A 21,393-nucleotide genomic window follows, 5' to 3' on the forward strand; every position below is an offset into this window, starting at 1 on the left:
CGGGGCGACCGTCCGACTCAGCGGATGGCCGCCGCAGCCGCTCGGGCCGCCGCGGGCAGGGCGTCGACGATGCGCCCGATCGCCTCGTCATCGTGCGCCGCGGAGACGAACCAGGCCTCGTACACGCTCGGCGGGAGCGACACCCCAGCGTCGAGCATGCGGTGGAAGAAGGCCGGGTAGCGGAAGGCGTCCTGGCGCAGGACCGCGGCGTAATCGGTCGGTGCCGTCTCGCTGAAGGCGAAGGAGAACAGGTTCCCGGCGCGCTGCACGGTGTGCGCGACCCCGGCCTCCGTGAGCGCGTTCGAGGTCGCCTCGGACACGATCGCGGCCGCCGCGTCGACCCGACGGTAGACGTCCTGGTCGGCCAGGCGCAGCGTCTCGATGCCGGCGGCGAGGGCCACCGGGTTCCCCGAGAGCGTCCCGGCCTGGTAGACCGGGCCGGTCGGTGCGAGCAGGTCCATGAGCTCGGCGCGCCCACCCAGCGCGGCGAGGGGCATGCCACCGCCGATGACCTTGCCGAAGGTGAAGAGGTCGGGCTGGTACACGCCGACGGGGATGCTGATGGCGCCGGTCGAGTTCGCGACGGCGTGGTTGCCTGCCTCCCAGGCCTCGGCGCCCGGGACGGGCTCCGTGCCCGGCGCGACGGCGGCGAGTCCGCGGTTGTCGAGCCCCCACCAACCGGCGGAGGAGACGCGGAACCCGGTGAGCACCTCGTCGATGATGACCAGCGCGCCGTACTCGTGCGCGAGCTTCACGACGCTCGCGTTGAACCCGGGAGCCGGCGGGACGACGCCCATGTTGGCGGAGGCCGCCTCCATGATGATCGCGGCGATGTCCTGGCCGCGCTCGGCGAAGACCTCGCGGAGTGCCGCCCGGTCGTTGTAGGGGACGACGATCGTCTGGGCTGCCGTCTCGGCGGTGACCCCGGCGGACCCAGGCAGGGCGAGGGTCGCGACGCCGGATCCCGCCTCGGCGAGCAGGCCGTCGGAGTGGCCGTGGTAGTGCCCGGCGAACTTCACGATGAGGCTGCGACCGGTGGCACCGCGCGCGAGGCGGATCGCCGTCATGGTCGCCTCGGTGCCGGTGGAGACCATGCGCAGCTTCTCGATCGGCGCGACGCCGGACGCCTGGACGCGCTCCTTGACGAGCTCCGCGAGCTCGGTCTCGGCCGGGGTGGACGCGCCGAAGGAGAGGCCGCGCGCCGCAGCGGCCTGCACGGCCTCGACGACCTGCGGGTGCGCGTGTCCGAGGAGCGCGGGGCCCCACGCGCTCACGAGGTCGACGTACTGCACGCCCTCGGAGTCGGTGATGTAGGGGCCGGTCGCGGACACCATGAACCGCGGCGTGCCGCCGACGGAGCGGAAGGCACGGACGGGCGAGTTCACCCCACCGGGGATCGACCGCTGGGCTCTGGCGAATGCTGCGTCGTTCATCGGGTTCCTCCTGCACGCAGACCGCGCGCCTCATCCAACCAACCGGCGAGTTCGACGGCCCAGTAGCTCAGGACGACCTCGGCTCCGGCGCGCTTGATGGACAGCACCGACTCCTCGATCGCGCGTCGGCGGTCGATCCAGCCCTGCCGGGCGGCGGCCTCGATCATCGCGTACTCGCCGGACACCTGGTACGCCCAGACCGGGATCGACACCGTGTCCGCCACGTCGGCCAGGACGTCGAGGAAGCTCCCTGCGGGCTTCACCATGACGATGTCGGCGCCCTCGGCCTCGTCGATGAGCGCCTCGCGCAGGCCCTCACGGCGGTTGGCGGGGTCGAGCTGGTAGGTGCGGCGGTCGCCCTGCAGCTGCGAGTCGACGGCCTCGCGGAAGGGGCCGTAGAGCGCGGACGCGAACTTCGCCGAGTAGGCGAGGATGATCGTGTCGTCGAACCCGGCGGCGTCGAGCGTCTCGCGGACGGCGGCGACCTGGCCGTCCATCATGCCCGAGAGGCCGAGGAGGGCCGAGCCGGACTCGGCCTGGGCCAGCGCCATGTCGCGGTAGCGGTCGAGCGTGCGGTCGTTGTCGACGCGCCCGCGGTCGTCGAGGACGCCGCAGTGTCCGTGGTCGGTGAACTCGTCGAGGCAGAGGTCGGTCTGCACGACCAGGGCGTCGCCCACCTCGGCGACGAGCGCGCGGGTCGCGACGTTGAGGATGCCGTCGGGGTCGGTCGCGCCGGAACCCACGGCGTCGCGCTCGGCCGGGACGCCGAAGAGCATGACCCCACCGATGCCGGCCGCTGCCGCCTCAGCCGCGGCCCGCTTGGCGCTGTCGACGGTGTGCTGCCGGACACCCGGCATCGAGGAGATCTCGACCGGCTCGGCGACGCCCTCCCGCACGAACATGGGGAGCACCAGCTCCGCCGGGTCGAGTCTCGTCTCGCTGACGAGGCGACGGATGGCCGGCTGCTGCCGGAGACGACGGGGACGGGTCTCGGGAATGCTCACCCGTCCAGCCTACGCGCCGCTGCCGACGCGCCCTCCCGGTTCGCGCAGGGCGTGAAGCCGGTCAGCGGATCCCGTCGCCGGCGTCCTCGTCGCGGTTCTGGCTGAGCGCCACGGACACGATCGCCTCGATCAGCGAGTCGACCGTCTGCTGCTCCGCCACGACGTCGACCCGGAGCCCGTAGCCTCGGGCGTCACGAGCCGTGCGGGGTCCGATCGCGGCGATGACGGTGCTCTCGGGGATCTCGGGGAATTGCGAACGGACCTGCTCCGCCACGCTGCCCGAGGTGACGAGGATGGCACGCACCCGGCCGCTGGCGACGTCGGCGACGATCTTCTCTGCCACCGGGACACCGACCGTGCGGTAGGCCACGACGGACTGGACGTCGTGTCCGGCGGCGATCAGGCCCTCCGTGAGGAGCGGCTTGGCGATGGCCGAGCGGAGCGTGAGGATGCGCTTCGGGTGCGGTTCGAGCGCCGTGAGCTCCTGCACCATGCCCTTGGCGGAGTTGTCCTTCGCCGGCACGAGGTCGACGCTGTAGCCGACGGCGGTGAGCGCGGCAGCGGTCGTCTCGCCGACGGCGGCGACCCTCGTCGTCTCGGGGATCCGGATCCGCTGCGAGGACAGCACGTCGACCGTGGTCGCGCTCGTCACGGTCAGCCAGTCGAACTCGCCAGCCTCGAGCGCCGCGAGCGCGGCCCCGAGGGTCTCCGGGTCGTCGGTGCTGGCGAAGTTGATCATCGGGGCGACGACAGGCGACCCGCCCTTGCCACGGACCGTCCCGGCGACCGAGTCGCCCCACGGACCGCCGCGCGGCACGAGGACGCGCCACCCGCCGAGCGGCTTGGTGGCGGTGGGAACGGTGTTCGACTTCGTCCAGTCCTTCACGCAGCGCCTCCCAGCGGGGCGAGGTCGGCTGCGCCGGCCTCGATGAGCTCGTCCGCGAGCGAGACACCGAGCGCGTCGGCCGCTTGCAGCAGCTCCCGTCCGTGTCCGTCGCCGGAGAACCCCTCCGCGCGGCTCTCCCGGTGGATCATCTCGGTGCCGTCGAGCGAGTAGACGGCGGCCTGCAGCACGAGGTCCTCGTCGTCGAGCCAGGCTGCGGCACCGACGGGGGCCGAGCAACCGGCCTCGAGTCGACGGAGCACGGCCCGCTCCGCCGTCGCCTGCCAGCGGCTCGGCGCGTGGTCGAGCAACGCGATGGAACCGGCGATGGACGATTCGTCGTCGTCGAGGCACTCGATCGCGAGCGCCCCCTGCCCCGGCGCGGTCGGCCAGGTGTCGAGGTCGAAGAGCCCGGTGACGGCGTCGAGGCGTCCGAGGCGGGTGAGACCGGCGGCCGCGAGGACGACGGCGTCGAGGTCGTCGTCGATCCGGCGCAGGCGGGTGTCGATGTTGCCGCGGATGTCGACGACCTCGAGGTCGGGCCGGATGCGCTTCAGTTGGGCGATCCGACGCGGTGAACCGGTGCCGATCCTGGCACCCTGCGGCAGGTCGTCGAGTGAGCGGTCGTCGGAGGCGCACAGGGCGTCGCGCGGATCCTCGCGCATCGGCATGGCGGCGATCGTGAAGCCCTCGGCCGGAGCCGTCGGCAGGTCCTTCAAGGAGTGCACGACGAGATCGCAGGCGCCGTCGAGCAGGGCGTCGCGGAGCGCGTTGACGAACACACCCGTCCCGCCGATGGTCGAGAGCGACTCGCGACTCGTGTCGCCCTGCGTCGTGACGGTGACGATCTCGACGTCCTCACCGGTGGCCGCTGTGAGGGCGTCGGCCACATGACCGGTCTGCGCCAGCGCCAGGGCGCTGCCGCGGGTTCCGATGCGAAGGGTCATGGGGCGATCCCCGAGAACGCCGGTTTGAAGCCCAGCCGGGCGTTCTCGCAGCACCCGGGGCGGCAGACGTCGTACCAGGGGCCGAGGTCGGTCATGTGCGGTCGGTCCTCGACGGGCGTGCCGTCGCGGCGCTCGAGGACGAGGTCGACGAGTCCCTTGACGTAGGCGGCGGCGGTGCCCGGCGTCGGGACGCGGACAGCGGCCAGGCCGTGCTCACCGGCCGTCTCGATGGCCTCGTTGTCGAGGTCCCACATGACCTCCATGTGGTCGCTCACGAAGCCGAGCGGCACGATGACGATCGCTTTGCGGCCGGCGGCGGGCAGCTCGGCGATCGCGTCGTTGATGTCGGGCTCGAGCCACGGCATGCTGGGCGGGCCCGAACGGGACTGGTAGACGAGCTGCCACGGCACCGAGACACCGCTGCCGACCGCGCCACCGAGGACACCGGCCTCGCGGAGCTGGTCGATGGCGTTCGCCATGACGACCTCGGCCACCGCGAGGTGCTGGGCCTCGTACGCGCCGTGGTCGCCGAAGCCGCGGAAGTCGGGACCGGAGCGTGCGGCGTCGCCGGTGGGGATCGAGTGCGTCGCGAAGAGCACCTCGATCTCCGTCTCGGCGGAGAGCTCGGGCTGCTCGCGCAGGTACTCGGCGATCGCCTCACGGACGCCGTCGATGAACGGGGTCACGAAGCCGGGGTGGTCGAAGAACTGACGCACCTTGTCGATCTGGATCTCGCCCTGGAGGTTCGTCTCGTCGACGGCGATCGCGAAGTCCTCGCGGTACTGCCGGCAGCTCGAGTACGAGGAGTAGGCGCTCGTGGCGATCGCGATGAGCTTCGTGAAGCCGCGCTCGTGCGCCTCGGTCAGCGCGTCGCGCAGGTAGGGGTCCCAGTTGCGGTTGCCCCAGAGGACCGGGAGGTCGATGCCACGGGAGGCGAGCTCGAGCTCCAGGGCCGCCTTGAGCGCACGGTTCTGGTCGTTGATGGGGCTGACGCCACCGAAGTGGCGGTAGTGGTGCGCCACCTCTTCGAGACGCTCCTCGGGGATCCCGCGCCCGCGCGTGACGTTGCGGAGGAACGGGATGACGTCGTCCTGGCCCTCAGGCCCGCCGAAGCCGGCGAGGAGGATGGCGTCATAGTCCGTCGGCTCGGAGACGTGCTCAGGACCAGCCGCTGCGGCGTCGGTCGCGCCGCGGACGATGCGCTCGGGGGACTCTGCTCCGGTGCTCCCCAGGTTCATGGCTGCCATCAGCGCACCACCTCCAATGCCTCGGCGGGCGTGATACGGCGGCCCGTGAAGAACGGCACCTCTTCGCGCACGTGGCGGCGCGCTTCGGTGTTGCGCAGGTCGCGCATGAGGTCGACGAGTTCGACGACGTCGTCGGCCTCGAGCGGCAGGAGCCACTCGTAGTCGCCGAGGGCGAAGGAGGCGACGGTGTTGGCGAGCACACCCGTGAACGCCGCACCCTGACGGCCGTGCTCGGCGAGCATCTTGCGACGCTCCTCCTCCGGCAGGAGGTACCACTCGTAGCTGCGCACGAAGGGGTACAGGCAGAGCCAGCCCTTCGGCTCGATGCCGCGGAGGAACCCGGGGACGTGCTGCCGGTTGAACTCGGCGTCGCGGTGGACGCCCATGGCGTTCCAGGTGGGTGCCAGCGAACCGAGGATGGCGGTGCGGCGCAGCTCGCGGAGGCCGGCCTGCAGGCCCTCGGCGGTGTCGCCGTGGAGCCACAGCATGAGGTCGGCGTCGGCGCGGAGGCCGGAGACGTCGTAGATGCCGCGCAGGGTCACGCCCTGGGCTTCGACGAGCGCGATGGATGCTTCGAGTTCGGAGACATGCTCTTCGCCGAGCGGCAGCGCACTCGCCGGCTCGCGGCGCAGGACAGCCCAGAGGGTGAATCCTGAGGGGCCAGTCGGGGTGGCTGAGTCGGTCGGGTGGTGCGATGCCTCGGCAGAGGCCGGGTGAGTCATAGTCCTATCCTCACCCAGTTCGGTCGATTGGGCAAAAGGGGCAGGTCACGATTGACACCGAGCCCAGCCTCACCGCCGATACAGTCGGGTGATGACCAGCGAGCAACCTCCCGTCGAGTACCACGTCGCCAGAGCGGCCGAGATGGATCCGGTGACGCTCTACCGCGTGCTGAAGATCCGCGTCGACGTCTTCGTCGTCGAGCAGACGGCGCTCTTCGCCGATCTCGACGGTCGCGACATCGAGGACGGCACCCTCATCGCCTGGGCGCAGGAGGGCGACGAGGTGCTCGCGACGATCCGGATCCTGACCGAGGCCGAGCACTCCGAGATCGGACGGGTGGCCACCGCGTTCACCGCCCGCGGGCGGGGTCTCGCCGCGGAACTGATCCGCCGCGCCGTCGCCGACCACGGGCATCGGGAACTCCGCATGGGCGCCCAAAAACGCCTCGCCGACTGGTACGGCCGGTTCGGGTTCGAGATCAGCGGCCCCGACTACGTGGAGGACGACATCGTGCACGTCCCGATGACGAGAGTCGCCACGCCGAGCGACTGACCGGCGGCGGGACGCGTCAGCGCGCGATGGCGCGGACGATGCCCCACACCGCCAGCCCGGCCGCACCGGCGAGCCCCGCGACACCGGCGTAGAAGACCGCCGGGCGTTCGACCTTGACGGTCGCGATCTGCACGATGGCACGACGCTTGGCGCGGTGCACCTGCTTCGGGACGTTGAGCTTGTCCTCGATCGCATTCAGCGTGGCGACGAGCTCGGCGCGAGCCTGCTCGGGCGAGGGCGTCGCCCCCGGGAACTGGTCAACGGTCATACTCGCCGAGTCCCTTCACTGCCTTGATGTCTTCCTTCACGTTGTCCATCGGGCTCGGGTCCTCGTTGATCTTCTTGAAGTACCGCAGCGCGATCAGCACGAGGACCGCAGCGACGAGGACGAAGAGCACGAAGACGCAGAGCGCCGCCAGCCACGAGGGCATGACGAGCGCGAGCGCGAGGATCAGCACGGCGACGAGCACGCCGACCGCGAAGAAGAGGAACACCGCGGCACCGGCGACGAAGGCCGCGCCGATACCCGCGTACTTGCCCTTGTGGGCGAGCTGCGTCTTGAGGTTGGCGATCTCGGCCTTGACCAGGTTCGAGACGACCCCCGGCAGCTGGCCGACGAGGGTCAGGAGGGACTCGTCGCGCTTGTCGTAACGCGGCTCCGACCGGTTGCGGTCACTCATGAACGGCATCGTCGGTGCTACTCGCCGCTCTTGGGCTTCGGAGCCGTCGTCTTGGGCGCGGCAGGCTTGCGCACTGCGGGCTTCGAGGCCGACGACGTCGAGGTGCCGGAGGCCGTGCGTGCGTCCTTGACCGTCTCGGACACGTCCTGGACGGTGTCCTCGGTCTTGGAGATGGCTTTATCGAGCTTCTGGCCGGGCGTCGAACCCTGCTGGCTGACGACCTTCGCGACGGCGCTGACGCCGCTCCACAGAGCCGCGGGGACCTCGCTGATGCGTGCCTTGGCGAAGTCCTCGACCTTGCCGCGCTGCGCGCGCACCGGCTTCGCGTTCCACAGCTTGACCCACTGCGTCTTGATCTGCTCGTAGCGTTCGCGTCCGGCGCGGGTACCGAGCACGTAGCCCGTGAGCCCACCGACGACGAACATGACCTTGCCCTTCATGGCGCCTCCGTCTGTTCGAGTGGTGCTGTGATGCTGCATCCAACGGGACCAGCGTAGTCGGGTGTCACTCCGACGCCACCATCCGGTCGGGGGTTGACAGGAAAAGATGCCGGGTCGGGCATATGGGCGCGTCTACCGCTGCAGCGCCTGATGGCGGAGTCGTGCCGCCGCCTCGTGGGCGTCGGGGACCACCGAGGCGAGCCCCGTGCCCGACAACCAGGCACCCGTGACCGCGAGGTCGGGCACCTCGGCCACCGCTTCCCGGATGGCCGTCGAGCGTTCACGCTGGCCGCGCGCGGCGGTCGGCTGCGTCCCCGTCCAGGAGATGCGGTGGAAGCCGCGGACGCTGCCCGGGTCGAGCTGGACGCCGAGCATCACCGACGCATCGTGCAACGCCGTCGAGAGCAGCTCCTCGTCGGTCAACGCGCTCGTCGCGTCGGCCTCGCCCTGACGGCCGAAGGACAGGCGGACGACGTGGCGGTGCTCGCCATGCTCCTTCGCGCGGTCGGCGAGCCAGGCCCACTTCGCCGTCGCGTGGGTGAGCGCCTTGGCGTGGAGCGTCGAGCCGGGTGCGACGAGCAGCCCGGAGCCACGCGGTGCGGCGTCGAGGGCCGGTTCGTCGAGCACGATCGTCACGAGCTCGATGGGCGCGGGCAGGACCGGGTCGCCCGCGTCGTCGCCGGCGGCGGGGAGGTCGCGGAGCGCCGGCCCGACGTCGGCCAGCAGGTTGCGGGCCGGCTGCTCGGGCGTCGCGATGAGGACCAGATCGGCCTCGAGCACCCGGCCGTCGGTCAGGGCGACGTACCAGGGGGCTTTCGACGCACCTGCAGCCGCGGGACGCTCGCTCATCCGCGGGAGGCCGGCGTCGCCGAGGCCGACACCCGGTCCGTCCACGTCGATGTCGAACGGGTTCCGGGAGATCGCCGTGACGGCGACGCCGGTGATGAGCGTCGACCCCCACCGCTCGAGCTCCGCGGTCAAGCCGTCGACGAGGACGGTCATGCCACCGTCGAGGCCACCGACCGCGGCACCGGCGGGCGCGTTCTCCCGGAGGGCCGCGACGGCGAGGGACAGCGCCCCGGTGCGGGTCAACGCGGCGTTCAGCCCGGGAGCCGCGCGGTCGACGTCGAGGTCGTCCGGAGCGGCCGAGTAGACGCCCGAGGTGACCGGTGCGACGAGGAGGTCGTGGACGGCCGCGCCCATGCGCTTCCGGACGAGCGCACCGAGGTTGTGCTCGGTGCCGATCGTGAGCGGCGGGCGGATGCGGTCGAGGTAGGCGCGCAGCGCGCCCTTCCAGCCGATGACCCGACGGACGTCGTCGGCGAGGGGGTTCGTCGGGATGCCCAGCAGCCCCGCCTTGGGGAGCGGGACACTCCGCTGCGGCTGTCCGGGCTTGGCGACGTGCAACCAGGCCCCGGCCCGGTTGGGACGCACGACGCGGTCGGTCAGCCCCAGCTGCTCGATGAGCTCGGCGACCGAACCACCGCGCGTCGCGAAGCTCTCGGCACCGACGTCGACGCGGAGACCCGCGACCTCGGCGGCCGCGAGCGCGCCACCGAACGACTCCTGCGCGTCGACGACCGTCACCGAGATGCCGACCTTGGCGCAGTCGACCGCGCCGACGAGTCCGGCCACACCACCGCCGATGACGACGAGACGCTTCGGCTCCAGACTCATGCGGGCTGCCAATCGTGGGCGAGGGCGACGATGCGGGTCAGGACGTCCGGGTCGGTCTCGGGCGGGACCCCGTGGCCGAGGTTGAGGACGTGCGACGGCGCCGCCGTCCCGCGCTGGAGGATGTCGAGGACGTGCGCCTCGAGGACCGGCCATGGGGCGGCGAGCAGTGCCGGGTCGATGTTGCCCTGCACGGGGACGCCGCCACCGAGACGTCGGATGCCCTCGTCGAGCGCCAGCCGGTAGTCGATCCCGACCACGTCGGCGCCGACCCGGTGCATCGCACCGAGCAGTTCACCGGTCCCGACGCCGAAGTGCACCTTCGGGACGGGGAGGTCGGCGACGTGCGCGAGCGCGGCCCGGGAGGCCGGGGCGACGTGACGCTCGTAGTCCTCGAGGGAGAGTGCCCCCGCCCACGAGTCGAAGAGCTGCGCGGCCGACGCGCCGGCGAGCACCTGGGCGCGGAGGAAGCGACCGGTGACGTCCGCGCACCAGGCCATGAGCTTCGCCCACGACGCCGGGTCGGCGTGCATGAGGGTGCGGGCGGCGAGGTGGTCCTTCGATGGTCCGCCCTCGACGAGGTAGGCGGCGAGTGTGAACGGCGCACCCGCGAAACCGATGAGCGGCGTGCGGCCGTCGCCGATCCCCGCGAGCCCGGCGACGGTGAGCGCGACGCCCTCGCGGATCGGCGCAAGCGTGTCGTCGAGGACGGCCGGGTCGAGCGCGACGAGCGCGTCGACCTCGGCGGCCGTCCGAACGGCGGAACCCATGACGGGACCACGGCCCGGCACGATCTCGACCGCGACCCCGGCCTGCTTGAGCGGCACCACGATGTCGCTGAAGAAGATGGCCGCGTCCGTCCCGTGCCGTCGGATGGGCTGGAGGGTGATCTCGCTCGCCATCGCCGGGTCGAGGCAGGCGTCGAGCATGGCCGTCCCGATCCGCAACTCGCGATACTCGGGCAGCGACCGGCCGGCCTGACGCATGAACCAGACGGGCGTCCGCTCGGGACGGGTGCCGCGGTACGCGGTGATGAGCGGCGACGACTGGGTCACGCCGGTGACGAGGGGGTGTTCGGGTGGGAGACTCACCCCTTCATCCTCCCATTCCCGCGCTGAGCGCGGCATGGGCGAAGCCCCGCGATGCGCGGCCCTGCCGGTGCGGACCGTCCGGCGACGGCCCGCACCGGAGTCCGACCGTGGTTCAGAGCCGGTGCGACACGCTGCACGAGTGGTCGTAGCCGACCGACTCGTCGAAGGTGAACTCCACCGTCGCCACGAGATCGTCGATGGACGGCGACGCGGAGAGGTCCTGCCAGATCCCGAGCGAGTGCCACTGGCCGTCCTGCTTCATCGAGTCGGGCGAGTGGATCCACCGCGTCGCCCCGCCGTTCTGCGACAGGCCGAGGTCGATGTTCGCCTTATCGCCAAAGGGCGCACCGCCGGCGGTGATCCGGTACTCCTCCAGCGAGACGGTCGTCTTGCCCGAGGCGTCGCTCCCGTTCCAGACCAGGTGGACCTCGCCGGTCGCATGGAACAGACCACCCGTGTACGTGCAGGTGACCACGACATCGCCTCCCCGTGGGTACGAGGCCGGGGCTGGGGCCGCACCCATGAGCCCGGGCGTGACCATCGCTGCCGCGGCGGCGAGCGTGACGACTCTCCTGAAGTGCTGCATAACGTTCTCCTTCGATCGTTGTGTTCCGTTCGGTCGAACGGCTTGATCCGTAGTATTGCATCTGACATTTCATATGTCAGTACCCGACTGGTGGTGAGGGTGCCCTGAGCGACATCCCGGGAGCCCGACAGCGCCGCTCGGGTAGACTCATCGGGTGCTCATGTGTGTGACGGCGAGCCATAAGAACGCCACCTTCGACCTCCTCGAACGACTCTCAGTCGGTGCCGAGGGCGTTGCCGCGCGCCTGGTCGAGCACCACGAGTGCGTCTCGGGTGCCGTCGTCGTGGCCACCTGCAACCGGTTCGAGGCGTACATCGACCTCGACGAGCCCGTCACCGCCGCCGCATCCGTCGCCTTCGAGGCCGCTGCGGAGGCCGTCAGCGAGACCACCGGCATCCCCGCCGAGCAGCTGCGGGAGGTGTTCGACCTCAGCGTCGGCACCGCGGCAGCCGAGCACCTCTTCGCCGTGTCGGCCGGACTCGAGTCCGTCGTCGTCGGCGAGGGCGAGATCGCCGGCCAGGTGCGGCGCTCCCTCGAGGCCGCTCGCGCGGGTGGCACCACCAGCTCCGAACTGGAGCGCCTGTTCCAGCGCGCGTCCCAGACCTCCCGCGGCATCAAGAACCGCACGCCGCTCGGGCGTGCCGGTCGCTCCATCGTGCGTCTCGCCCTCGACCTCGCGGAGAGCCGTATCGACGACTGGGCCACGCAACGCGTCTTGCTCGTCGGCACCGGTGCGTACGCCGGCGCGAGCCTCGCCGCCCTCCGCGACCGCGGCGTCACCGACGTCCTCGTGTACTCGCCGTCCGGCCGCGCCGAGAAGTTCGCGCGCTCGCACGAGATCGGCTGGATCGGACACGACGACCTCGCCCGCACCACCGGCGAGGTCGACATCATCGTCACCTGCACCACCGCCGAGGGCCACGTGGTCGACGCCGAACTGCTCCGCGCGGGTCGCACGGCCGTCGCCGCCGACCACCGTGCGCGAGCCGCGGCTGCCACGGACGCACCGACGCTCTCGCTGGTCACCGCGGCCGACGCACCGGCCGCACCCGAGCCCACCGGGGTCTCCGCACTCGTCCACGACGTCATCACCGAAGCCGCCGCCGAGTGCCCCGTGCCGCACGCCTCGGCCCAGCTCGTCATCGACCTCGGCCTGCCGCGCAACGTCGACCCCGACGTCTCCACCGTTTCCGGCGTCGTCCTGCTCGACCTCGAGACCATCCGCATCCACGCGCCGCTCGAGGAGCTGCAGGCCACCGAGGTCGCGCGCTCCATCGTCAGCCGCGCCGCGCAGAAGTTCGCCGCGGTCGGCGAGGAGCGAAGCCTCGAGCCCGCCGTCGTCGCACTCCGCAGCCACGTGCACGCGCTCGTCGAGGCCGAGGTCGCCCGTGCGACCGCTCGTGGCGACGACGACGGGTCGACCGCCCGCGCACTGCGTCACCTCGCCGGAGTGCTGCTGCACGAGCCGACGGTGCGGGCACGGAACCTCGCCCGCAACGGCGAGCAGGCCGCGTACACGACGGCGCTGCAGACGCTCTTCGGTATCGAGGTTCCCCAGGCACCGGCGGTCGTCGCACCGGTCGCCGACACCGACTCGGCCGCTTCCGCCTCCTAGGCTTCCGACGGCAAACTGGCGTCGGGCAGCCCGGTCGCCGAGCCTGTCGAGGTGCGCGCGAACACGCGACCGACCATGGACGTTCCCCGTGGGCCCTTCGACACTTCGACAGGCTCAGCGCGGCGCAGCTCAGGGACCGGAGAGGGTTACCGCTCAGGGAACGAGTCAAGCACCGCCCTTCGACACTTCGACAGGCTCAGTGCGGCGCAGCTCAGGGACCGGAGGAGGGTCACTGCTCAGGGACCGGAGGAGGGTCACCGCCCAGGGACCGGAGGAGGATCACCGCTCAGGGACCGGGGCGGGAAGGGCGCTGGGACGACGAACGGGCACCGGCGCGATGCCGATGCCCGTCATGATCCGCCTGCGGAGCAGGCCGTGGATCAGTAGTCGTAGTTGTAGTCGTACGAGCTCGCGCCGGCGATCGCGCCTGCGATGATCAGGAAGTAGAAGATGATCACGATGATGCCGGCGAGGACCGACACGCCGCTCACGATGGTGCCGGCGAGGGCCAGGCCACGGCCCTGCTCGCCGGTGCGCTTGATCTGACCGAGCGCGATGATGCCGAGCACGAGGCCGACGACGCCGAACCCGACGAACGGGGCGATGAGCGAGATGATCGCCATGACGTTCGTCTTCGGGCCGGTCGGCTGCGCGTAGCCGTACGGCGCCTGAGGCTGTCCGTACGGAGCGGCGGGCTGGCCGTAGGGGTTCTGCTGCTGCCCGTAGGGTGCCTGCGGCTGGCCGTAGGGGTTCTGCTGCTCGCCGTAGGGAGCCTGCGGCTGACCGTACTTCGGCTGCTCGCCGTACTGCGGAGCCTGCTGGCCCGGCTGCTCACCGTAGGGCGAGGGCTGGCCGTACTGCGGAGCCTGTTCCCCGTACTGCGGAGCCGGCGGAACCTGCGATTCGCCGTAGGCCGGCTGCTGGGGGTTCTGGCTCTGACCGTATGGGTCGTTCGGCTGGCCGGAGTTCGGATCAGTCATGAAGGTGCACCTCGCGCATAGGGGTTCGACGAACGGACTCATGCTTGCAGCGTGCCGTCGCCTTGTCAACACAGGGTAACCCGCGATCCCTGATGTTCACTGGGCTCGCGCGGTGCGCACCGGAGGCGGTGGCAAGATGGACGAGGGGGTGCGGATGGACGAGGAGTCGGTGGCGGAAGCCGAGGACGTCACGCTCGCCGATGCCCCGCCGGTCGCCGAGCGGCCTGGCGCGCTGACCATCGCCGGGATCGTCGCCGTCGACTGGGTCCACTCCGTCGTCTGGCACACGCGGGCCTTCTTCAGCGGCCGAATCCCGAGGGAGTACGCCCGAGGCGACGCGAGTCGCCCCGTCGTCGTCCTCATCCCCGGCGTGTACGAGACCTGGGCGTTCCTGAAGCCGGTCGCCGACCGCCTGAACGCCGACGGCTACCGGATCCGCATCGCCCGCGGCCTCGGATACAACCGCAAACCCATCCGCGACACGGCGGCCCGCTTCGCCCGCGCGCTCGGGCGGTTGCCGAAGCCCGCCGCCGGGTGCGTCATCGTCGCGCACAGCAAGGGAGGCCTCGTCGGAAAGGAGCTGCTCCTCACCGAACGCGAGCGGCTGGGCCTGCTCGGGGTCGTCGCGATCTGCTCACCGTTCTCCGGGTCGGTGCTCGCGAAGTACGTCGTCGACCCGAGCCTCCGCGCCTTCCTCCCGACAGACGAGACCATCGTCGCGCTCGGCGCCCCGCACGACGTCAACGCCGACATCGTCTCGATCTACAGCACCTTCGACCCGCACGTGCCGTCCAGCAGCGTGCTGCCCGGAGCGACGAACGTGCTCCTCCCGGTGCCGGGTCACTTCGTGATCCTCAGCACGGACGAGCTCAAGGACGCCGTGGAACTCGCCGTCGACGGGTTCGCCGATCGGGTGCGGCCCGCACTCGACACCGAGAACCTGGCCGACCGGTGAGCCGCGCACCCGAGAGCTCGGGCAGCGCGCTCCCCGACATCCTCGTGTCCGCGGTCGCGATCGTCCGCGGACGGCGGGTGCTCATGGTGACGGCTCGCGGCCGCGACGTCCTCTACATGCCGGGCGGGAAGATCGACGCGGGCGAGACGCCCGCCGAGGCCGCCGTCCGGGAGGCACGCGAGGAGGTCGCGGTCGAGATCGATCCGGCGCGGGTGTCGCCGTTGTTCACGGTGGTCACGCAGGCGCACGGCGAGCCCGACGGCCGGCTCGTGCGGATGCACGTCTTCGCGGCCGAGACGCACGAGACACCGACGCCCTCCGCCGAGGTGAGCGCGGTCCACTGGGTGGGCACGGAGTCACTCGACCGCTGCCCACCTGCGGGACGCGACGTGCTCGAGCGCCTGGCGGCGGCGGGGCTCATCGACTGAGGAGCCCTTCAACAGGCGGATACTGCCCTTCGACAGGCTCAGGGACCGGCGGGGGTGAGCCCTGCGACACGCTCAGGGACCGGCGGGGTGAGCCCTTCGACACGCTCAGGGACCGGCCGACCAGGGACCGGATGAGTGAGACCGGCTCAGTGCACGTACTCGAGGAGGTCCTGGCCGAGGATCCGAACGGCGTCGACCACCCCGAGGCGCGTGCCGAGCTCCGTGTCGTCGTAGCTCGTGCACACGGCGTAGCTCACGGCACCGTTCGGGCCGCGGAGGATACCCGCCTCGGCTCGCACGCCGACTCCGGAACCGGTCTTGTTGAAGAGCTGGATGCCGTGGTCGGGCTCACGGTGGGCCAACGGGTCGAGCCCGAAGCCCGAGGCGACGAGCGAGAGGTCGGTGTTGAGCGACAACCAGGCCAGGACCCGGCGGCTCGTGGTCGCGTCGACGATCTCGCCCGTCGCGAGCGCCTGGAACAGCCAGGCGAGTTCGCGGGCGGACCCGACGGAGAGCTGCGGTGCGTTGTCGGGGCCGCGGTGGTCGCGGACGATGTCGAGGAGGGCCGTGCGCTTCAGCCCGATCTCCTCGGCACGGTGGCGGACGGCGTCGAGACCGATGTGGCGGAGCAGGACGTTCGTGGCGAGGTTGTCGCTCGTGGCACCGACGAGGGCCGCGAGGTCGGCGACCGGGAGGGACGGCGCTTGGAGGTGCTGCCAGATCCCGGAGTCGGCGACGGCGTCGAGTGGCTCGCGGTCGAGGATGGTGAGCCCGCTGAAGTCGGCGTCGCCCAGACGGGCCGCGACCTCGATGAGGAGGAGGACCTTACCGATCGAGGCAGTGGGCACGACGACGTGGTCGTCGGCCGACATGAGCATCTCGCCGGTGGTGATGTCGTTGATCCGGAGGCTGACCTGCGCACCCGACGCGGCCAGCTCACCGAGGGCGCTGAACCCGCGGGTGAAGGGTTCGATCTGGGCGGAGGCACGGTGGCGCCCTCGACGCGCATCGCGCGAACGGCGACGTTCCGACTCGTGCACTCGTGAAGCCACGGCTGACCGAACTCCTCTGCTCCAGATGGTGATCCCGACGATCCTGCGGGTGTGGACCTGCCCCGGTCAGCCCACTCGACGGCCGTCCGACGACCCGCGCAGCGGGCCTCCGGATGTGCCGTCCACGGTATCGTAAGCGCCCTTCGCGCTGGCTGCGAATCTGGGCCTGGGAACGTCGTTCCCGGGCGCGTCGGTCCGACATCCGTCGCTTCCATCGCCCGCGAATCCGGTCGGTCCACCGCCCCGGATCCCGCAGGTTTCAGCTCGTGATCAGCCGCGAGCGCGGGCTGGGAACTGGGTCGCGAACTTGCCGCCGCTGACGTCGATCAGCGCACCGGTGACGTAGCCCGCCTGGTCGCTCGCGAGGAACCGGACGACGTTCGCGACGTCCTCCGGTTCCTCCCAGCGACGCACCGAGAGCGTGTCGAGGAGTTCGTCCTGCTGCGCCGTCGGGAGCTCGGCGAAACCGTTCATCGCCGTCGGCACCATGCCGGGGGCGTAGGCGTTCACCGTGATGCCCCACGGCCCCAGCTCGCTCGCGAGGACCCTGGTGAGCTGCACCACCGCGGACTTCGACGCCGCGTAGGCCGCGCTGCCGACGCTCGGGATGACCGCCGCGAAGCTCGCGGCGTTGATGATGCGGCCGGAGCGCTGTTCCTTCAGATACGGGATGACCGCCTTCGACACCCGGAAGACGCCGCCGACGTTGACGTCGAAGCACCTCGTCCACGCGGCGTCGCTCGTCTCTTCGAGCAGCGACTGTACGTTGACCCCGGCGTTGTTCACGAGGACGTCGATCCCTCCGAGCCCGACGGCAGCCGCCGTGACCGCGCTCGACACCGAGTCCTCGGACCGCACGTCGCACGCGATGGCGACGAGGTCGCCGCGGTGGGACGCCACGAGCGCATCGAGGGAGGAGACGTCGAGGTCGAGCACCGCGACGCGGGACCCCTCGGCGAGGAAGGACTCCACGAGGGCGAGCCCGATTCCGCGAGCACCTCCGGTCACGATCACCCGTCGATCCGTCAGGTCCAGCAGCATCGGTGTCTCCCATCGTTTGAGCGCGTCCGTCGACGCGTCGACCCGGTGTCGACGGCCGCGTACGCACCAGGCGAGTAAAACATACTTATGATCGATCAGCTCGATACACTGGCGTCATGACGGATCGAGTGCTCTGGGTGACGGGTGGCGGCAGCGGCATGGGGCAGGCCGTGGCGGTGTCTGCCGCTGAGGCGGGCTGGCGCGTCGCCGTGACGGGGCGACGCCGCGAGGCGCTCCTCGAGACCGTCGAGGCCGTCACCTCCGCCGGCGGTGTGGCCGTCGCCGCGGAGGCCGACGCGTCGGACCCCGCTTCGCTCACCCGAGCCCACGAACGCATCGTCGCCGGACTCGGCCCGGTCGACGACCTCGTCACGGCGGCGGGGCTGAACGCACCACGGCGTCGGTGGGACGACCAGTCGATGACGGAGTTCGCCGCGATCGTCGACACCAACCTCACCTCGGTCGCCCGGACGATCGATCTCGCACTGCCCACCATCCGTGACGCACAGGGACGGATCATCGTCATCTCCTCCTTCGCCGGTTGGCGCTTCTCGACGAAAGGTGGCGTCGCCTACAGCGCGAGCAAGACCGCGCTCGCCTCGCTCTGCGCGACCCTCAACGAGGAGGAGGGACTCCGCGGCGTCGGCGCCACCCACCTCTGCCCGGGCGACGTCGACACCCCGTTCCTCTCCATGCGGCCGCAGGTGCCGGACGCGTCGGCGCGTGAGACGATGCTGACACCCGAGGACATCGGCCGCGCCGTGCGGTTCATCCTCGACGGCCCGCCACACGTGCGGATCGATGAGCTCGTGATCTCCCCTACCCGTCCGTCAGCACGGGCGTGAGTCGCACACGGGGGACATCGGCCTTCGAACGGACGCTCGACCGGATCGGCACCGACATCGTCGACGGCGGACTACCCGCCGGCACGGTGTGCACGGTGGACGAGCTGGTCGACCGCTCTGGGCACTCGCGGTCGGTGGTCCGGGAGGCGACCCGCGTGCTCTCCGGCATGGGACTCCTCGCCAGCAAGGCGCACGTCGGCCACACCGTGCAGCCGTCGTCGAGCTGGGACTGGTTGCAGCCTCGGGTGCTCCGCTGGACACTGGCGAGCGGACGACGGGAGTCCACCCTCCTCGCGATCCGCGAACTCCGCACCGCAACCGAGCCGGAGTCGGCACGGCTCGCGGCCGAGCGACGCAGCGACGACGACGCCCGCGAGCTCCGCGTGACGAGTGAGGCGCTCCGCGCGGCTGCGGTTCGCCAGGATCCGATCGCGTTCCTCGAGGCCGACCTGCTGCTGCATCGCCTCATCCGGCGCGCGGCGGCGAACCCGATCCTCGACCGGGTCGGCGACGCCGTCGACGAGGCCCTCCGGGATCGTGTGGACCAGCTGCCCGGCGACGGCATCGACCACCACGACGCGGCGCTGCACACGGACCTCGCGTCGGCGATCGAGGCGCAGGACGGCGAGCGGGCCGCCGCGACGATGCGCATCATCATCCTCCGCACGGCCTGACGGCGGCGATGCCCGACCGCCCCTCGCACTCACGGTTCTCGCAGCTTCGTGAAACACGTCCGTCACGCAGGTAACGACCGTGTTGCAGTGCTGGAAAATATTTGCAAGCTTCCTGTACTTATTGAATACTGTTTCCACACCCACTGAAAACAGCAGGGATCGACCGCGGTTTCCCGGTCACTCCGGATCCCGGGCCAACGACGGCTCGGACTCCCGATCCCAGAATCGAGGAGCAGCACCATGCGCAAGCGCACCCTTCCGCTGGCCGTCCTCGCCACCGCGGCACTCGGCCTCACCGCCTGTGCCGGTGGCGGTTCCGGCTCAGGCGACGTCTCGGCAGACGGCCAGACGCTCACCGTCTGGATCATGCAGGGCACCAACCCCGACTCCGAGGCCTTCTTCAAGGAGGTCGGCTCGGCCTTCAAGAAGGAGACCGGCGCCACCCTCAAGGTCGAGTACGTGCAGTGGGCCGACGCCCACGACCGCTTCGTGACGTCGATCGCCGGGAACACCACCCCCGACGTCGCCGAGACGGGCACCACCTGGACGGCCGAGTTCGCCGATGCCGGCGCCCTCGCCCCCATCGGCGACTACGTCGACAAGGCCGGCCTGAAGGACGACCTCGTCAAGGGCCTCGCCGACTCCGGTACGTACGACGGCGAGCTCTACGGCATGCCGTGGTACGCCGGCGTCCGCTCGATCGTCTACCGCACCGACGTCTTCGAGGAGCTCGGCCTCAAGGCGCCGACCACCTGGCAGGAGATCATCGACGCCGGCACCGCGATCAAGGCCGCCAAGCCCGACATGATCCCGTTCCCCGTCCCCGGTGACGCCGAGTTCACGGCGTACCCCTGGGTCTGGGGCGCCGGCGGCGAGGTCTCCGAGCTCGACGGCGACACCTGGAAGTCGGGGCTCGCGAGCGACGACTCACGCAAGGGCATCCAGTTCTGGACCGACCTGGCCACCAAGTACGACCTCTCCTCCTCAGGTGCCACCACCTGGAAGGAGACGGACGTCCTCGACAACTTCGTGCAGGACAAGGTCGCCATGGCGATCATGGGCTCCTGGACCCCGGCGACGATCGTCCAGAAGAACCCGGAGCTCGAGGGCAAGTTCGCCGCCATCCCGATCCCGGGTGAAGACGGCGGCATGTCGCCCTCCGTGCTCGGCGGTTCGCACCTCAGCATGTTCAACACCTCGAAGAACAAGGACCTCGCGTTCCAGTTCATCGAGATGATGACCACCGGCAAGTTCGCCTCCGAGTGGGCCGAGCAGACCGGCTACTTCCCCGGCCAGACCTCGCTCCTCAGCGACTCGACCGAGAGCGACGACCCGCTGGTGAAGCCCTTCGCCGAGCAGTTCGTCGACGGCGGCGCTTCCCTCCCCGTGACCCCGAAGTTCGGTGCGGTGCAGGCGAAGAAGACCACCAACGCGATGATCCAGGCCATCCTCTCCGGAAGCAAGTCGGTCGACCAGGCGACGACCGATGCCGCCAAGGAGATGGACGACATCATGAACGGCAAGTAGCCGATCGTGTCGACCCTCACCCCGCCCACGGTCACCCGCGAAGCCCCCGCTTCGCGGGTGGCCGGGGGCCCCTCCCCCAAGCGGCTGCGCCTCCTGATGCGCACCCGCCCCTGGCTGCTGCTCGCGCCGGCGCTCCTCATCCTCGCCGTGCTCCTCCTCTGGCCGCTCATCCGCGTCGTCCTGTTCTCCCTGCAGGACTACGGACTGCGCGAGATCGTCAGCGGCGACACCAACTTCAACGGCGGCGCCAACTACGCCGAGGTCTTCGCCGACCCGACCCTCTGGACCGTCGTCCTCCCGAACACCGTCTTCTTCGCCGCGGCCGCCGTCATCGGCACGGTCGTCCTCGGCACCCTCGTCGCCCTGCTCATGGCGAACCTCGGCTCCTTCTGGCGCACCATCGTCGGCAGCGCCATCATGGTCGCCTGGGCGATGCCCGCCGTCACCGGCACCTACGTCTGGGTCTGGATCTTCGACGCCGACCGCGGCATCGTCAACCAGACGCTCATGGGGCTCGGGCTCATGGACGAGCCCTTCAACTGGTTCACGAACCAGTTCACGTTCTACGGCATCGCGCTGCTGAACGTGATCCACCACGGCTTCCCGTTCGTGGCCATCACCGTCCTCGCCGGCCTGCTCGGCGTGTCCAAGGAGATGCTGGAAGCCGCCGAGATGGACGGGGCGGGCGCGTTCCGTCGCTTCTTCCAGATCACCTTCCCGTCGCTGCGCCAGGTGTTCTCGGTCGTGATCATCCTGTCGACCATCTGGGACTTCAAGGTGTTCGCGCAGATCTACCTCATGCCGGGTGGTTCCGGCTCGAACCGCGAGGTGTTGAACCTCGGCGTGTGGTCGTACGTGGAGTCCTTCGGGCAGAACCGCTACGGCTTCGGCTCCGCGATCGCGGTGCTGTTGACGCTCGTCCTGCTCGGCATCACGATCGTCTACATCCGCGCCCTCATGAAGGAGGACGAACTGTGACCACCCACGCTCCCGCCCCCACCGCCGCCCGTCGACCG

Annotated in this window: 23 protein-coding genes; 8 read left to right on the forward strand and 15 right to left on the reverse strand. The window is 70.7% G+C overall.

Annotation, left to right across the window (positions count from 1 at the left end):
* Positions 1–17 precede the first annotated feature (17 nt).
* The 6 genes from hemL to hemQ form a co-directional block, all read right to left on the reverse strand.
* Complete coding sequence (gene hemL, locus IFU30_RS17455) at positions 18–1,433, reverse strand: glutamate-1-semialdehyde 2,1-aminomutase (protein WP_137244239.1); 1,416 nt, start codon at positions 1,431–1,433, stop codon at positions 18–20.
* On the reverse strand, positions 1,430–2,437 hold the full coding sequence (gene hemB, locus IFU30_RS17460) for a porphobilinogen synthase (RefSeq protein ID WP_192006394.1): 1,008 nt from the start codon (positions 2,435–2,437) through the stop codon (positions 1,430–1,432). Before hemB ends, hemL begins: the two co-directional genes overlap by 4 nt.
* Before the next feature lie 61 nt (positions 2,438–2,498).
* The gene (locus IFU30_RS17465; protein WP_137244240.1) at positions 2,499–3,323 is read right to left on the reverse strand and encodes a uroporphyrinogen-III synthase; all 825 of its coding nucleotides are present in this window, start codon (positions 3,321–3,323) and stop codon (positions 2,499–2,501) included.
* Complete coding sequence (hemC, locus tag IFU30_RS17470; RefSeq protein ID WP_064294911.1) at positions 3,320–4,267, reverse strand: hydroxymethylbilane synthase; 948 nt, start codon at positions 4,265–4,267, stop codon at positions 3,320–3,322. The genes IFU30_RS17465 and hemC overlap by 4 nt, the downstream gene beginning before the upstream one ends.
* Positions 4,264–5,514 carry a ferrochelatase gene (locus IFU30_RS17475; RefSeq protein WP_249404848.1) on the reverse strand — a complete coding sequence of 417 codons (1,251 nt, stop codon included), beginning with the start codon at positions 5,512–5,514 and terminating at the stop codon, positions 4,264–4,266. The genes hemC and IFU30_RS17475 overlap by 4 nt, the downstream gene beginning before the upstream one ends.
* Positions 5,514–6,236 (reverse strand): hydrogen peroxide-dependent heme synthase, encoded by a 723-nt coding sequence (hemQ, locus tag IFU30_RS17480; RefSeq protein ID WP_064294913.1) that lies wholly within the window; start codon positions 6,234–6,236, stop codon positions 5,514–5,516. The genes IFU30_RS17475 and hemQ overlap by 1 nt, the downstream gene beginning before the upstream one ends.
* A gap of 91 nt (positions 6,237–6,327) precedes the next feature.
* Here hemQ and IFU30_RS17485 point away from each other — a divergent pair, with 91 nt between their 5' ends.
* Positions 6,328–6,789: a GNAT family N-acetyltransferase gene (locus IFU30_RS17485; RefSeq protein WP_071260458.1), complete on the forward strand. Its 462-nt coding sequence runs from the start codon at positions 6,328–6,330 to the stop codon at positions 6,787–6,789.
* Between the two features lie 16 nt (positions 6,790–6,805).
* On the opposite strand, the gene IFU30_RS17490 is transcribed toward IFU30_RS17485, so the two are convergent.
* The 6 genes from IFU30_RS17490 to IFU30_RS17515 form a co-directional block, all read right to left on the reverse strand.
* Positions 6,806–7,057: a DUF3618 domain-containing protein gene (locus IFU30_RS17490; protein WP_079003603.1), complete on the reverse strand. Its 252-nt coding sequence runs from the start codon at positions 7,055–7,057 to the stop codon at positions 6,806–6,808.
* Positions 7,047–7,469: a phage holin family protein gene (locus tag IFU30_RS17495; RefSeq protein ID WP_064294953.1), complete on the reverse strand. Its 423-nt coding sequence runs from the start codon at positions 7,467–7,469 to the stop codon at positions 7,047–7,049. The genes IFU30_RS17490 and IFU30_RS17495 overlap by 11 nt, the downstream gene beginning before the upstream one ends.
* A gap of 17 nt (positions 7,470–7,486) precedes the next feature.
* A complete protein-coding gene (locus IFU30_RS17500) occupies positions 7,487–7,909 on the reverse strand; it encodes a hypothetical protein (RefSeq protein WP_064294916.1) in 423 nt (140 codons plus the stop codon).
* A gap of 132 nt (positions 7,910–8,041) precedes the next feature.
* Complete coding sequence (locus IFU30_RS17505) at positions 8,042–9,586, reverse strand: protoporphyrinogen/coproporphyrinogen oxidase (protein WP_191942046.1); 1,545 nt, start codon at positions 9,584–9,586, stop codon at positions 8,042–8,044.
* Positions 9,583–10,710 (reverse strand): uroporphyrinogen decarboxylase, encoded by a 1,128-nt coding sequence (gene hemE / locus IFU30_RS17510; RefSeq protein WP_192006396.1) that lies wholly within the window; start codon positions 10,708–10,710, stop codon positions 9,583–9,585. The genes IFU30_RS17505 and hemE overlap by 4 nt, the downstream gene beginning before the upstream one ends.
* Positions 10,711–10,786: 76 nt before the next feature.
* Positions 10,787–11,260 carry a hypothetical protein gene (locus tag IFU30_RS17515; RefSeq protein WP_137244244.1) on the reverse strand — a complete coding sequence of 158 codons (474 nt, stop codon included), beginning with the start codon at positions 11,258–11,260 and terminating at the stop codon, positions 10,787–10,789.
* 154 nt (positions 11,261–11,414) lie between these two features.
* Here IFU30_RS17515 and IFU30_RS17520 point away from each other — a divergent pair, with 154 nt between their 5' ends.
* Positions 11,415–12,875 (forward strand): glutamyl-tRNA reductase, encoded by a 1,461-nt coding sequence (locus IFU30_RS17520; RefSeq protein ID WP_137244245.1) that lies wholly within the window; start codon positions 11,415–11,417, stop codon positions 12,873–12,875.
* A gap of 380 nt (positions 12,876–13,255) precedes the next feature.
* Here the strand turns inward: IFU30_RS17520 and IFU30_RS17525 are convergent, their stop codons facing one another.
* Positions 13,256–13,855, reverse strand: coding sequence for a DUF4190 domain-containing protein (locus IFU30_RS17525; RefSeq protein ID WP_137244246.1), 600 nt, complete (start codon positions 13,853–13,855; stop codon positions 13,256–13,258).
* 112 nt (positions 13,856–13,967) lie between these two features.
* On the opposite strand from IFU30_RS17525, the gene IFU30_RS20975 reads away from it, so the two are divergent.
* Both IFU30_RS20975 and IFU30_RS20980 read left to right on the forward strand, forming a co-directional pair.
* The gene (locus tag IFU30_RS20975) at positions 13,968–14,810 is read left to right on the forward strand and encodes a hypothetical protein (protein ID WP_192006398.1); all 843 of its coding nucleotides are present in this window, start codon (positions 13,968–13,970) and stop codon (positions 14,808–14,810) included.
* Positions 14,807–15,238, forward strand: coding sequence for an NUDIX hydrolase (locus IFU30_RS20980; RefSeq protein ID WP_342365758.1), 432 nt, complete (start codon positions 14,807–14,809; stop codon positions 15,236–15,238). The genes IFU30_RS20975 and IFU30_RS20980 overlap by 4 nt, the downstream gene beginning before the upstream one ends.
* Before the next feature lie 146 nt (positions 15,239–15,384).
* Here IFU30_RS20980 and IFU30_RS17540 read toward each other — a convergent pair whose 3' ends face one another.
* A complete protein-coding gene (locus tag IFU30_RS17540) occupies positions 15,385–16,290 on the reverse strand; it encodes a serine hydrolase (protein ID WP_064294922.1) in 906 nt (301 codons plus the stop codon).
* Between the two features lie 270 nt (positions 16,291–16,560).
* Positions 16,561–17,331, reverse strand: coding sequence for an SDR family NAD(P)-dependent oxidoreductase (locus IFU30_RS17545; RefSeq protein WP_137244248.1), 771 nt, complete (start codon positions 17,329–17,331; stop codon positions 16,561–16,563).
* 116 nt (positions 17,332–17,447) lie between these two features.
* On the opposite strand from IFU30_RS17545, the gene IFU30_RS17550 reads away from it, so the two are divergent.
* The 4 genes from IFU30_RS17550 to IFU30_RS17565 all read left to right on the forward strand — a co-directional run bounded on the left by IFU30_RS17550 (position 17,448) and on the right by IFU30_RS17565 (position 21,355).
* Positions 17,448–18,176 carry an SDR family oxidoreductase gene (locus IFU30_RS17550; RefSeq protein ID WP_137244249.1) on the forward strand — a complete coding sequence of 243 codons (729 nt, stop codon included), beginning with the start codon at positions 17,448–17,450 and terminating at the stop codon, positions 18,174–18,176.
* The gene (locus IFU30_RS17555) at positions 18,173–18,850 is read left to right on the forward strand and encodes a FadR/GntR family transcriptional regulator (protein WP_137244250.1); all 678 of its coding nucleotides are present in this window, start codon (positions 18,173–18,175) and stop codon (positions 18,848–18,850) included. The genes IFU30_RS17550 and IFU30_RS17555 overlap by 4 nt, the downstream gene beginning before the upstream one ends.
* Before the next feature lie 240 nt (positions 18,851–19,090).
* Complete coding sequence (locus IFU30_RS17560) at positions 19,091–20,377, forward strand: sugar ABC transporter substrate-binding protein (RefSeq protein WP_064294926.1); 1,287 nt, start codon at positions 19,091–19,093, stop codon at positions 20,375–20,377.
* Between the two features lie 6 nt (positions 20,378–20,383).
* Positions 20,384–21,355, forward strand: coding sequence for a carbohydrate ABC transporter permease (locus tag IFU30_RS17565; protein ID WP_370282131.1), 972 nt, complete (start codon positions 20,384–20,386; stop codon positions 21,353–21,355).
* The last annotated feature ends 38 nt before the right edge of the window (positions 21,356–21,393 follow it).

Source organism: Plantibacter sp. CFBP 8798, from assembly GCF_014841195.1.
GTDB classification, from domain to species: Bacteria; Actinomycetota; Actinomycetes; order Actinomycetales; family Microbacteriaceae; genus Plantibacter; species Plantibacter auratus.